Genomic DNA, 12,860 nt, shown 5'->3' on the forward strand with positions numbered 1-12,860 from the left:
GCACTGGCAGGCCACCAACGACATCGTCGAGACCATCGACTGGATCCGAGCCGCACCAGACAAAACCCGATCATGACCCGGCGGACACGCCCTAGCCCGGCGGTCGCGCCACGCGACGGACCCGTCTTCGATCGTGTGACGGGACTGCGATGACGGGTGACGCCGCCAGGGTTGCCTTGAACAGCGTGACGGCCACGGCCGACGATGCCCCAAGGGGGACGGCGAACACACCTGGAGCGCCTGATGCCACTCAAGGCACAAATCGCGGACCTGTCACGCTTCCAGCAACTGCTGATCGGCACCTGGACCAACCAGGACCTGCCCGGCACCGGCAAGGGCGGCCCGAACAGCCCGTACTCCTACAACGTCATGCCCCTGCCGCAGCAGTCCCCCCAGAACGGGATGGACCTGGGGTACATCCTCAAGAACTTCACCTACTACGAGACCATCGTCTTCAAGGGCATGGACGACGTGGCCAGTCCGGTGGAAGCGCCGAACCGCGGCGGCACCTACCAGCAATCACCCTACGTCCTGTTCTACGACCAGCAGATCCGCTTCGCCGAAGGCCCCGGCATCAACACCATCGTCCACGAGGAGAACGGGGCGTGGCTCCACCTGCAGACGGAGAAGCAGCAGATCGGGCCCTACCCCTACCCGACGGACAACCCGGCCACCGAACCCGGCGAACCCGAACCGCAGCCACCGACCCAGACGATCTGCAAGCAGATCTCGGTGCCGCACGGCGTCTCGGTCCTGGCCCTCGGCTACTCCAAGGACGGCCTCTTCGCGCCGCTGATCCCCGACGCGGACCCGCCGCTGCCGACCCCCGGCGGCCTCGACACCTCCGTGTACGACGACACCCTCACCGACCAGGGCAACTACCAGAACCCCCAACCCGCGCTGACCAAGCAGATCACCCTGCCGCTGCAAGCCGCGATCCTCGACCTCGTCGGAGCAGGCCACGGCATCAGCGACTACATCCACTGCCAGGTCGACACCGGCAACGGCGGCGCGGTGATGAACATCCCCTTCGAGCAGCGCCGGGCGGCGATCGCCGGCTACGCCGCCGACTACTGGCTCATGTCACTCGACGGCGGGACGAACTACGACATCCTCGCCTACACGCAGCGGATCGTCCTCGACCTCGTGATCCGCGACAACCACTACACCTTCCCCCACCCGACGTCCAACGTCCTCACCAGGCTGAAGACGACGTAGCGCCGCGGACCGCGTCGGCCACCGGGAGGATCGCCCACCACGGCCGACGCGGTCCACCACGCCACTAGAGGTCCTTCGGCATCTGGTCGCTGATCAGCCACAGCACGCTGTTGTCCCCGCCCAGCGCCGGGTAGTGCGGCACCACCCGCTCGCACAACTCCTTCAGGTGCCGGGTCATCGACTCCCCTTCGGGGAACTCGTAGTACTCGAACGTCGGCGCGGCCTGCATGCCCTTGTAGGGCCCCGTGGTGATCGGCGTCCGGACCAACTCCTTGATCACCCCGAACAGAAGGCCCTGCATCGCCGCGATGAACACGCGCTCCAACCCGTAACGCGCGCTCGTCGCGCCCGGCTTCACGTCCTTCCCTGACGTGTTGTACAGCTCGTCCAGCAGGGCGAGCACGTAGGTGTAGGCGGCGCACGCCAACTGCCCCAGGTCACGGACCGGGCCTTCGGGGTACTCGGCCACGCGCGGGTTCCGCGGCACCGGGTGGACGTCGCCGATCAGCTCCCAACCGTCGGCGATGCGCTTGAACTTCACGTAGTGCGGGAACTCGAACAGGCCCTGCTTCGCCTTGTCCGGGTCGTCCGGGTTGTCCGACACCTCCTGCTGGTCCGGGTCCATGCCCTCGCCCTGCTCCACGATCACGTTGATCGCGGTGAGCGCCGTGTACAGGTCGTGCACGATGATCGGCTCGCCGCCACCGCCCTCGTTCCAGTAGGTGTTGGTGTACTGCAAGTCCAACCTGTTGTGCTTGAACAGCTCCCGCTCCTGCTCGTCGCCCGGCCCGTGCCGCGTCGGCGCCGTCGGGTCGACACCGCACAACCGCTCGAAACCGTCGTAGATCGCCTTGTAGAACTGCCCGATCGTCTGGTACTCGCCCGACTGCCCCGGCGCGCCCACCTTCGCCGGGAGCTCCAGCGGCATGAAGACGTCCTTGACCAGGTCCGTGGTCAGCGGGGCCAGGTCGAGCTCGAGCCGCGGCACCCGGTGCAACATGTCCGAGGGGTACGCCGGCACGAAGTCCGGGTTCTGGAACTTGATGTCGTCACCGCGCCCGATGGCCACGATCAGGTTGCGCACCAGGGACAGGTGCAGCATCTCCTCGACCACGACGCTCTTGATCAACCGGAACGCGCCCGGCCCCGCCGACCACTGCGACACGTTGTCGGTCTTGATGGAGTACGCCGCGTACAGGTACAGCGGGATGGTCGACAGCTCCAGCCGCGCCGCGTCGTAGAGGTGCGAGAACAGCGAATCGACCGAGTCGATCGGCTTGTCGGCCCTGGGGACCCGGTAACCCCCGGGCAGAGCGGTGTGGGTGGTGGTCATCGGTGCGACGTCCTTCCGTTGAGTCCGACGATCAGTCGTTCGGCCAGCCAGTCCCGCAGGCACGCGTCGGTCTGCCGCGGGGCCAACCCCGCCTCGTCACCGGCCCGCCCCAGCGGCGTGCCGGCCCGCAGCGCCGCCAGCAGCCGGAAGCGCGGTTCGTCCAGCTCCGCCACCGTCACCACGAAGTCCTTGCGCGACACCACCAACCGGACCTCGACCGGCCGCGGCAACGGCGGATCCTGCACGGCGCGCACCGCCACGGCCAAGGTGTGCACCGGGAAACCCGCCCGCACCAGCCGCAGGCACTCCACAGTGGACACCACGGTGCCGCCCCACGCGGCTGAGCCGAACACAGGCGGGGCCGGTGGCGGATCGCGGAACTCCGCGCCGGCCGCACCGTGCGCCTCGGTGAACGCCCGCTCGAACCGGACGACGTCGACCAGCAGGTCGATCCAGGGCTCCCGCTCCCCCGAGACCACATCCGGCCGACCGGCGACCAGGTGGTCCGCGAACCCCGCGCCCAGCGCCTCCAACGTGTAGCTGCGCGAAGGACGGGACCGCAGGTACTCCCGCGCGAACTCCTCGAACAACTCCGCACCGAGCAGGCGCCGGGCGACCGGGTAGTGCGCGCTCAGGCAGTCGACCAACCGCGCGCGGTAACCGTGCTGGTAGATCGCCAACCGCCGCGCCGCCGGCAGCCGCGCCGTCCCCACCACCACGTCCGCCACCTCACCGACACCCTCCGGATCCAGGATCGCGCCCTGCAACCAGCCCTGCAGCCGGCGCAACCCCTCAGCCGACACGGGCCGCCCGCTCGCGCGCCTTGTCCAACTCGGCGGTCAGCACCGGGAACGGCGGGATCCGGTCGTCCCACTCGAGCAGCACCGACACCGACGGCAGCAGACCGGTCGCGAACTCGTACAGGTCCCACACCGGATCGGCCACCGGCCGGTCGTGCGTGTCGATCAGGTGCGTGCCGCGGTCCGCGTGCCCCGCGAGGTGCACGTACACGACCCGGTCGGCCGGCAGCGCCCGGACGTAGTCGTACGGGTCGAACTCGTGGTTGACCGCCGACACGTAGACGTTGTTCACGTCCAGCAGCAACCCGCACCCGGACTCCTCCGCCAACCGGGCCAGGAACTCGCACTCCGGCACGGTCGACTCCGTGAAACCCAGGTACGTGCTGGGGTTCTCCAGGACCAGCGGGCGCTCCAGCACGTCCTGCGCCACCCGGACCCGGCGCACGACGTGCCGCAACGACTCCTCCGTCAACGGCAGGGGCAGCAGGTCGTGCGTGTTCACCCCGAGCACCCCGGTCCAGCACAGGTGGTCCGACACCCACGCGGCGCGCACGGAGGTGGCCAGCCACCCCACGCGGCGCAGGTAGTCCAGGTCCAGCGGGTCGGTGCTCCCGATCGACAGCGACACCCCGTGCAGCACCACCGGGAACCGCTCGGCGACCTGGTCGAGCAGGTACCGGGCGTAACCGCCGTTGTCCAGGACGTTCTCCGTGATGACCTCGAACCAGTCCACCCCGGACGGCCCCCGCAGCACCTCGTCGGCATGACGCGAGCGCAGGCCGACGCCGAAGCCCAGCTCCGGCAGGCCGAGCCGGTCGGGCGCCGGCATCAGGTGCGGCCCACGTAGCGCGGGAGTTCGCCGGCCTTCCCGGGCTCCGCGGCCCGCTTCGTCCTGCCGGCCCTCTTGGTCTTCCCGGTCTCCTCACTCTTCCCGGTTCCCTTGGCCTTCCCCGCCTTCGCGGTCGCGGTCGGTTTCGCGCTCAGGGTGGCGAAGAGCTGCGCGCGATCCGTCTCGTACGGCGGCACCTTGTCGTTCGGGTAGCCCTCGCCGGGCGCCGGGTCGAACGCCACGCCGGCGTCCCACATCCGCGCCTCGAACCGCGTGCGCGCCAGCTTCCACACGCTGGTGCCCTTGAACGGGCCCGCCGACGCCACCCGGCACTCGTTGATCGGGCTCGCGCAACTGCCGTTGGCGCTGCAAGACTGCTCGCCCGGCTTGGTCTGCTCGAACTCGCTGCCGGCGTAACCGCACCCGCCCTGCCCGCGGCAGTGGTTGTCGCCGTGGCAGACGTGCAACGCCGTGGCGCAGGTGCCCGCGCCCGGCAGCTTCGCGTTGCCGGACTCGTCGTGGCCCTTGCAGGCGTTCAGCCCCATGCACACGTGCAGCTCGAGCACCGGCGCGGTCGTGGTCATGCTCTCCCGCGGACCACCTGCCTCGTGGCTGCCCTCCCGCAGCTGCCGCCCCGCCGGCCCGCCGGTCAGGAACAGCGCGGCCTGTTCCGCCGACATCCCGTCGGCGCCATGGCCGTTGCCGTGATCGTGCCCGCCACCCGTCATCGCAACCACCTTCCAGCGCACAGCGTCACCGGGCTCCCCGGCCGGAGCCGGTCAATCCCTCTCTACACCCCGGATGCGCGCGAACCGACGACCGTCGCGATGCCCGCCCCGTTAGGGGACGAACGTCATCAGCCCGAGGCGAGCTTTCATCACGTTCAGTGAGGCCAACCGAGCGAGGGTCCTTCGAACGTGGCGACGTCCGGGCGTCTGTCCGAACGCGACAGCGCGGGATCGGCTTGATGATTACTTTCGGTCAGCACTGAAGCTATCATGATAACAATTCACGAAAGGTCTCGGAAGCCACCCGAACGGGTACTCCCCCGTGGTCCATCCGACCAAGGAGGCCGAGATGCACCCGCTCCCCATCCCCTTCATGCCGTGGGCTTGGCGCAACGTCGGCGACCTGCTCGACGGGCGCGACACCGACTCACCCGAGGCCGACGAGGCGACCCGGTCCGCCGACCGCCACGACCGCCCGGACATCGGCCTGCTCGGGTACCGGGTCGAGGCGCTCGACGGCGCGATCGGCGAGGTCGACCAGGCCAACGCCCGCGTGCCCGCCGACTGCCTGCTGGTCGACGCCGGCACGTGGCTGTCCCACCTGAAGGTCGTGCTGCCGGTCGGCGCGGTGGCGAAGGTCGACCACGACGCGAAGACGGTCTTCGTGGACCGCACCAAGGACCAGGTGCGGCAGGCGCCGGAGTACGACGAGGACACGTTCGACCCCGACGACTACCGGCAGCGCCTCGGCGACTACTACACCGAGAGCTACCGGACCACGCCGCCCGCGTGAACAGCGGCAAGCGTGAGTCCGACAGCCGTGAACCCGGTCCACACCGGACCGACGCCCGGCGGCCGCCACCCGGCCGCCGGGCGCGGGCGGGCTAGGCGCCCAGCTCCATGATCCGGGCCGCGACCTCGGCCGGCGCTTCCAGCGGCAGCATGTGGCCCGCGTCTTCCACCACCACCGACTCGCCGCCGACCGCCGCGGCCAGCGCCTTGGCGTTGGACTCGGGCACCAGCCGGTCCTCGTCGCCCACGATGGCGATCACCGGGCGTTCGCCCGCGACGGTCAGGGCGGCCTCGCGGTCGTACCGGTCGACCGCCGGCCGGAACAACGCGATGGTCTCCGGCCAGTGCGACCACACCATGTCCGCCGTGAGGTCCACGTCCTCGTCGCGGGGCTCGTCGCCGAACAGCCACCAGCGCAACCCGGCCGTCTTCGCGGGCTCGATCTTCTCCCGCACCGCCCGCACCAGCGGCCCGAACGCGCGTTCCAGCTCGCGCACCAGCTTGCCGAGCGCCTTGGGCCAGGCCAGCGACGTCTCCGCCAGCCCGGTGGCGGCGGTCGAGACGAACACCACGCCCGCCACCCGCTGCCGGTAGAGGCGGGGACGGCGTTCGGCCATCGCCATCGCGGCCATGCCGCCCATCGAGTGACCCGCGACGACGACCCGCCCCTCGGGGACCAGCCACTCGATCAACTCGCCCAGGTCGTCGCCGAGCTGCTCGATCGTCGCGGTCTCCTTGTCGGCGGGAGAGGACGCGCCGTGGCCGCGGTGGTCGTAGGCGATCACCCGCACGGACTCCGGCAGCGCCGCCACCACCCGGTGCCAGCTGCGGTGGTCCAACGCGTAGCCGTGGGCGAGCACCACGGTCAACTCGGCGTCGGGCGGGCCGCTGCGTGCCACGTTCAGCTCCGTGCCGTCCTCAAGCCGCAACCGCTCGGTCGCCATGGCCGCTGCCCCTTCCGTCGTCGGACCTCGACTTGACCAACGAGTAACAAGGGCGGACGTCACGCGCGGCCGGCCGCTACGACCAGTCGGGCTGCCGGAGCAGCGCCAACCTCCGGTCGAGGAGGGCGGCGAAGTCGTGCGGGCGCCCGACGACCAGTTCGACGTCGTGCGCCGCGGCGGTGCGGACCACGACCACCTCGCCGCCCGGCGCGTCCCGGGTGTCGGCGACCCAGACGTCGGTGATCTCGCGCAACGGCAGCTCGCCGCCGGAGACGTCCGGGGTGGACGGTCCGGTGACCACGTGCCAGCGCAGCAGCTCGCCGTCGAAGTTGGCGTGGGCGAGCACGGGGTGCCCGGTGGCGTTGCGCACCTGCCGCGACGAGCTGCGCACGCCGAGCGTGGTGCCGGCGATCGCGCCGCCGGACGCGTCCAGCAGCACCGCCTTCGCCTTCGTCACCAGCGCGCCCGCGACCGCCGTCGCCACGACGACGGGCAGGGCGAGCAGCGCGCTCCCGGTGAGGAAGCCGAGCCCCAGCGCCTGCGCCGCCCCCGCGTAGAGGACCAGCCCGGCCCACCACCCCGGCCGGTGCACGTAGACCCGGCGGACCAGGAACCACACCGGCGTGACGGCGCCGATCACCAGCAGGACCCAGCCCGGCACGGCCAGGCCGGACCAGGGCGCCATCAGGGCGAGGACCAGGCTGATCACCGGTGGCGCGAGGAAGCCGAGCAGCACCAGCGCCCGGGCCCGCGACCACCGCCGCTCGAACTCCACGCGCACCGACTCGTGCACGCCGAACGGCATCCGCACCCCGCACCACCTCCCGACATCAGCGTAACGTCACCGTTTCCGGCGCATTCGGCACGCACGGTGATGATCGTCGGGCGGCCGCACCCCTGCGGACCGGGTTCGGCCGGAACGCGGTGTTCGGGTGCACCCTGCCGGCCGAGCCGGGGCGGGGCCGGGCAACCGGCACGACGAGGCGGTCGGTCGACTGGGCGCCGATCGCTAGGCGGAGGTCGGGGTCCGTCGAGTGGCCGACCGCAGCGCGTCGCGCAGGAGCGTGACGGCCGCCGGGATCTCGGTGTCGCCGATGTTGCCGTACCCGAGGACGAGGGCGCGTCCCGGCGACTCCTCCGCGCGGTAGTCGTCCAGGTCCGCCAGGCGCAGGCCGGCGGACGCCGCGACCTGGACCGCGCGCCGGGTGTCGGTGTCGTCCGGCAGGTGCAGGAGGACGTGCAGCCCCGCGGCGGTGCCGGCCGGACGGCCCTCCGGCACTTCGGCGGCGAGGGTCTTGAGCAGCAGGTCGCGGCGGGCGCGGAAGCGGCGGCGGGCGGCGCGGAGGTGGGCGTCGTACCAGCCCCGGTCGATGAAGGTGGACAGCGCCAACTGGTCGAGGACCGGTGGCGCGACGGCCACCGGGTTCGCGGTCCGCAGCGCGGGGATCACGGTCGCGGGCGCGACCAGCCAGCCGAGGCCGAGGGCCGGTGAGAGGGTCTTGCTGACCGTGCCGAGCAGGAAGACCCGGCCCGGGTCCATGCCCTGCATGACGGCGACCGGGTGGTGGTCGTAGCGGAACTCGGCGTCGTAGTCGTCCTCGATGACGAACCCGTCGACCTCTCGGGCCCACCGCACCAGGCGCGCCCGGCGGGCCGGCGACAGCACCGTGCCGGTCGGGAACTGGTGCGCCGCGCCGACCACGACCGCCCGGGCCGGTGTGCGGGCCAGGTCGTCCACCCGCAGGCCGTCGTGGTCCACCGGCACGAGGTGCACGCGCAGGCCGGTGCTCGTCGCGGCGGCGCGCAGCCGCGGCCAACCCGGGTGTTCGACGGCCACGTCCCTGATCCCCTCCGCGTGCAACGCGCGGCACGTGCGGACCAGGCCGTCGGTGACGCCGGCGCACACGAACACGGACGCGGCGTCGGCGTCCGCGGCGCGCGACCGTCGCAGGTAGTCCGCGAGCGTGCCGCGCAGCGCCGGGTGCCCGGCCGGGTCCGGGATGTCCAGGTCGTAGTGGACGGCCGAGCCGATGACCGCGCGGACCGCGTCGGCCCACCGACGGCGCGGGAACGCCCGCAGGTCCGGCAGACCGGGCGCCAGGTCGTACCGGATCGCCGGCCGGGCCGGTGCGCCCTGCGCGCGGGGGCGCAGGGCGTCTGCCGCCGGTGACCACGAGACCCGCGTGGCCGAACCCACCCGCGCGGTGAGGTAGCCCTCCGCGACCAGTTGCCCGTACGCCTCCGTCACGACCCAGCGGGAGCAGCCGAGGTCCTCGGCCAGCGCCCGGCTCGGCGGCACGGCGGCGCCCTCCGCCAGCCGGCCGTCCCGGATCGCGGCACGCAGCGCATGCGCCAGGCGGTCGTGCAGGCGGCCACGCCCACCGACCTCCAGGAGCGTCGCCCACGCGAAATTGGTCTGGGAAACCGTCACGGGATTGGAGCGTACTGCCGAGCCGACTCCGCCTACGGTGACGGTCATGGTTGAGAAGTTGGCTCTTGGGGCCATGTTGTTCGGCACGGCCACCGACGAGCGGCGGTCGTTCGAGATCCTGGACCGCTTCGTGGACGCAGGCGGCGTCTGGATCGACACCGCGAACTGCTACGCGTTCTGGGCGGACCCGAGCGGGTTCGGCGGGCAGAGCGAGGCGTTGCTCGGACGGTGGCTGGCGAGCCGCCCCGGCGTGCGCGACCGCGTCCGGATCAGCACCAAGGTGGGCTGCGAGCCGACCGAGGCGGGCCGGTTCCCGGAGACGGCCGAGGGCCTGTCGGCAGGCGTCGTCAAGAACGGGATCGAGGCGAGCCTCCGGCGGCTCGGCACGGACCACGTCGAGCTGTACTGGGCGCACAAGCCCGATCCGGTGACACCGCTGGAGGAGACGGTCGCCGCGTTCGACGAGCTGGTGTCCGCCGGCCTGGTCGGCCGCCTCGGCTGCTCCAACTACCCCGTCTGGCAGGTCGAACGGGCGCGGCAGCTCGCCCTGGCCGACGGCCGGGTCGGCTACACCGCGGTGCAGCAGCACCACACGTACCTGCAACCGCGCCCCGGGACGCGGCCCACGGTGGTGCACCGGTTCGGCGCCGTCGGCGACGAGGTGATCCACTACCTTGAACACCACCCCGACATGGCGCTGTGGTCCTACACGCCGCTGCTGAGCGGCCGGTACACCCGCACCGACAAACCGCTGCCCGCCGAGTACGACCACCCCGGCACCACCGACCGCCTGGCCGTCCTCGACGAGATCGCCGCCGAGACCGGCACGAACCGCAACCAGGTCGTGCTCGCGTGGCTGACCGGCGGCGGCACGGACGTCACGCCGATCGTCGGCGTCAGCGCGGTCGAGCAGCTGGACGACGCGTTCGCCGGGGTGTCCTTGGAGCTGACCGGCGACCAGCGCCGACGCCTCGACGCGGCCGCCTGAGGGCCGGGTTCACCGGAGGGGGTCCGGTGAACCCGGCCACCGGTCCCGCTCGCCCGGCCTACGCGCGGGGAGGGCTCGGGTCGGGCGTCCGTTCGAAGCACGTCTCCAGCACCACGATCGCGTTCGTGCCGGACACGCCGGCGATGTCGTGCACGTCCTTCAGCACCGCCTGCAACGCGCGGGTATCCGTCGTGCGCACCTTGAGCAGCAGCGACGCCGTGCCCGCCACGATGTGCGCCTCCTCCACCGCGGGCAGGGCGCGCAGCGCGGCGGCCGTCTCCGGCGAGCCGACCCACGCCGACGAGTCGACCAGGACGAACGCGAGCACGTCCAGCCCCAGCGCGATCGGGTCGATCTCCACCGTCGTCCGCCTGATCACACCCCGCTCGCGCAGCTTGCGCACCCGCTCGTGCGCCGCCGCGGCGGACAGCCCGACTTGCGCGCCCAACACCGCGTACGACTGCGTCGCGTCCGTCCGCAGCGCGGCCAGCACGGCCCGATCCGTGTCGTCCATCTCTCCCACCCTCACCTGATGTCATCTGGCAGTATAGGTTGTCCACCGGATGTGATTCGGAGCTAAAGGGGAAACGATGGACGTCATCCCGACGACGGTGGAATCGTTCGACGACCGGCTGCTGCTGTTCGGCGACGACCTGCTGGAGCGCCTCGCCACCGGGTGCAAGTGGACCGAGGGCCCCGCCTACGTCCCCGCCGGCCGTTACCTGCTGTTCAGCGACATCCCCAACGACCGCGTCCTGCGCTGGGACGAGACCACCGGCCACGTCGGGGTGTTCCGCTCACCGGCCGGCTACGCCAACGGCCGCACGCTCGACGCGCGGGGCCGCGTCGTCACCTGCGAGCAGGGCGAGCGGCGGGTCGTGCGCACCGAGCACGACGGCTCGACCACGGTCATCGCCGACCGCTTCGACGGCAAGCGGTTCAACAGCCCCAACGACGTCGTGGTCGCGGCCGACGGCGGCGTGTGGTTCACCGACCCGCCCTACGGCATCCTCAGCGACTACGAAGGCGTGCGCGCGGAGTCCGAGATCGGGGCCTGCCACGTCTACCGGGCCGACCCCGTGACCGGCGCGGTGGAGGCCGTCGCGGAGGACTTCGTGCGACCCAACGGCCTCGCCTTCTCCCCCGACGGCACCCGGCTCTACATCGTGGACACGCGCCGCAACCACATCCGGCGCTTCGACGTGGACGGCACGAGGCTGCGCGGCGGCGACGAGATCGCCCGCTGCGCGAACGGCCAGTTCGACGGCATCCGCCTCGACGACCAGGGCCGGATCTGGGCAGCCGCCGGCGACGGCGTCCACTGCATCCACCCCGACGGCACGCTGCTGGGCCGGATCGGCGTGCCCGAGGTGGTCTCGAACGTGTGCTTCGGCGGCCCCAAGCGCAACCGCTTGTTCATCACCGCCACCACGTCGGTCTACACGTTGCTGTTCAACGTCAACGGCGCCCGGCCGCCCTACTCGGTCGCCCCCGATTCGCCCGGCGCGACCTTGCCCGCCTGAGGCAGCGGGGAGCACCGGCCACACCGGGCGGTAACCGCTTTCCACCCTGTCAAGGCTTGACCGATCCACGTTGTGTTAACGCTAACCGAAGACCCTGAGCGTGAGCTTCGCGCGACGCGCAGTGCCCGGTTGATTTCGTGAAGGATCAAGTTCGCCACCAGACTGTGACCCGCAACACCCATTCTGTTAGCGTTCCCAACTAACGACCCCGATCCAGTCGTCCACAATGGACCTCTGGAAGGCTCCGGAACGACTCCGACGTACTATGATCCACCGATGGTCACCATCGCCGACGTCGCCCGGGCGGCGGGAGTCTCGCCCAGCACCGTGTCGTACGTGCTGTCCGGCAAGCGCTCGATCTCGGAGACCACCCGCCGTCGCGTGCACCACAGCATCCGCGCGCTGGGCTACCGGCCGAACGCGGGCGCGCGGGCGCTGGCGAGCAGCCGCACGAACGTGCTCGCCCTCGTCGTGCCGCTGCGCGTCGACCTGAACGTCCCCGTGGTGATGCAGTTCGTCGCGGCCACCGTCACCGAGGCCCGCTCCCACGACCACGACGTGCTGCTGCTGACCGCGGACGAGGGCGCGGACGGCCTGCACCGGGTGGTGGCCTCCTCGCTCGCCGACGCGATCATCGTGATGGACGTCGAAGCGGCCGAGCCCCGCGTGCCGGTGCTGCGCGAGCTGGGCAGGCCCGCGGTGCTGATCGGCGTGCCGGACGACCCGCACGCGCTGACCTGCGTCGACCTCGACTTCACCGCCGCCGGGTCGGAGTGCGTGCACCACCTCGCCGACCTCGGTCACCGCGACATCGCGCTCATCGGCCCCTCCCCCGCCGTCTACCGGCGCGGCACGAGCTACGCCGGCCGGTTCCTGAGCGGGTTCCGGCGGACCGCCGCCAGCCTCGGCGTCGAGGCCGCGACGCTGGCCTGCGTGCCGACCTACGACGGCGTCCGGGAGTGCCTGGACGGCCTGCTCGCCGGTCACGGCCCCGTCACCGGACTGGTGGTGCACAACGAGGCCATCCTCGGCCCGCTGCTGTCGGAGCTGGCGCGTCGGGGCCTGAGCGTCCCGCGTGACATCTCCGTGCTGGCGGTCTGCCCGCCGGACGTGGCGCAGGCGCAGGCCGTGCCGCTGTCCTCGGTGGACCTGCCGGCCGTCGACCTCGGGCGGCTGGGCGGGGGGGGGGGGGGGGGGGGGGGGGGGGGGGGGGGGGGGGCGGGGGGGGGAGGGGGGGGGGGGGGGGGGGGGGGGAGGGGGAAGGGACGCTGCTG

The 12,860-nt window shown here is 71.9% G+C and carries 13 protein-coding genes; 5 read left to right on the top strand and 8 right to left on the bottom strand.

All coding sequences use genetic code 11. From position 1 onward, the window contains the following. The first annotated feature begins 243 nt into the window (after positions 1-243). Positions 244-1,218 (top strand): heme-binding protein, encoded by a 975-nt coding sequence (locus ACZ7GX_RS37600; protein ID WP_498784124.1) that lies wholly within the window; start codon positions 244-246, stop codon positions 1,216-1,218. Positions 1,219-1,282: 64 nt separating this feature from the next. On the opposite strand, the gene ACZ7GX_RS37605 is transcribed toward ACZ7GX_RS37600, so the two are convergent. Genes ACZ7GX_RS37605 through ACZ7GX_RS37620 form a run of 4 tightly spaced genes read right to left on the bottom strand, consistent with a single transcriptional unit; the run spans position 1,283 to position 4,908 of the window. Further along, a complete protein-coding gene (locus tag ACZ7GX_RS37605) occupies positions 1,283-2,551 on the bottom strand; it encodes a ferritin-like domain-containing protein (RefSeq protein WP_498784126.1) in 1,269 nt (422 codons plus the stop codon). Then, positions 2,548-3,354 carry an HvfC/BufC family peptide modification chaperone gene (locus ACZ7GX_RS37610; RefSeq protein WP_498784127.1) on the bottom strand — a complete coding sequence of 269 codons (807 nt, stop codon included), beginning with the start codon at positions 3,352-3,354 and terminating at the stop codon, positions 2,548-2,550. The genes ACZ7GX_RS37605 and ACZ7GX_RS37610 overlap by 4 nt, the downstream gene beginning before the upstream one ends. Continuing rightward, on the bottom strand, positions 3,344-4,180 hold the full coding sequence (bufB, locus tag ACZ7GX_RS37615; RefSeq protein ID WP_498784129.1) for an MNIO family bufferin maturase: 837 nt from the start codon (positions 4,178-4,180) through the stop codon (positions 3,344-3,346). The genes ACZ7GX_RS37610 and bufB overlap by 11 nt, the downstream gene beginning before the upstream one ends. Further along, positions 4,180-4,908 (bottom strand): hypothetical protein, encoded by a 729-nt coding sequence (locus ACZ7GX_RS37620; RefSeq protein ID WP_498784131.1) that lies wholly within the window; start codon positions 4,906-4,908, stop codon positions 4,180-4,182. The genes bufB and ACZ7GX_RS37620 overlap by 1 nt, the downstream gene beginning before the upstream one ends. A gap of 349 nt (positions 4,909-5,257) precedes the next feature. Here ACZ7GX_RS37620 and ACZ7GX_RS37625 point away from each other — a divergent pair, with 349 nt between their 5' ends. Then, the gene (locus ACZ7GX_RS37625; RefSeq protein WP_498784133.1) at positions 5,258-5,701 is read left to right on the top strand and encodes a PRC-barrel domain containing protein; all 444 of its coding nucleotides are present in this window, start codon (positions 5,258-5,260) and stop codon (positions 5,699-5,701) included. Positions 5,702-5,792: 91 nt separating this feature from the next. Here the strand turns inward: ACZ7GX_RS37625 and ACZ7GX_RS37630 are convergent, their stop codons facing one another. The 3 genes from ACZ7GX_RS37630 to pdxR form a co-directional block, all read right to left on the bottom strand. Beyond that, entirely contained in the window at positions 5,793-6,644 is an 852-nt protein-coding gene (locus ACZ7GX_RS37630; protein ID WP_498784134.1) for an alpha/beta fold hydrolase, read from the bottom strand. 76 nt (positions 6,645-6,720) lie between these two features. After that, entirely contained in the window at positions 6,721-7,455 is a 735-nt protein-coding gene (locus tag ACZ7GX_RS37635; protein WP_498784136.1) for a hypothetical protein, read from the bottom strand. A 198-nt stretch (positions 7,456-7,653) separates the two neighbouring features. Then, on the bottom strand, positions 7,654-9,075 hold the full coding sequence (gene pdxR, locus ACZ7GX_RS37640; RefSeq protein ID WP_498784138.1) for a MocR-like pyridoxine biosynthesis transcription factor PdxR: 1,422 nt from the start codon (positions 9,073-9,075) through the stop codon (positions 7,654-7,656). A gap of 46 nt (positions 9,076-9,121) precedes the next feature. On the opposite strand from pdxR, the gene ACZ7GX_RS37645 reads away from it, so the two are divergent. Beyond that, positions 9,122-10,063 (top strand): aldo/keto reductase, encoded by a 942-nt coding sequence (locus ACZ7GX_RS37645; protein ID WP_498784140.1) that lies wholly within the window; start codon positions 9,122-9,124, stop codon positions 10,061-10,063. Positions 10,064-10,121: 58 nt separating this feature from the next. Here ACZ7GX_RS37645 and ACZ7GX_RS37650 read toward each other — a convergent pair whose 3' ends face one another. Next, complete coding sequence (locus ACZ7GX_RS37650; RefSeq protein WP_498784142.1) at positions 10,122-10,577, bottom strand: Lrp/AsnC family transcriptional regulator; 456 nt, start codon at positions 10,575-10,577, stop codon at positions 10,122-10,124. Between the two features lie 76 nt (positions 10,578-10,653). Between ACZ7GX_RS37650 and ACZ7GX_RS37655 the strand changes: the two genes are divergently transcribed. Together ACZ7GX_RS37655 and ACZ7GX_RS37660 are read left to right on the top strand one after the other, a co-directional pair. After that, on the top strand, positions 10,654-11,586 hold the full coding sequence (locus tag ACZ7GX_RS37655) for an SMP-30/gluconolactonase/LRE family protein (RefSeq protein WP_498784144.1): 933 nt from the start codon (positions 10,654-10,656) through the stop codon (positions 11,584-11,586). A gap of 276 nt (positions 11,587-11,862) precedes the next feature. Beyond that, on the top strand, positions 11,863-12,860 hold a 998-nt coding region (locus ACZ7GX_RS37660), incomplete at its 3' end, for a LacI family DNA-binding transcriptional regulator (protein WP_498784145.1).

Source organism: Actinosynnema sp. NPDC037264, from assembly GCF_055603705.1.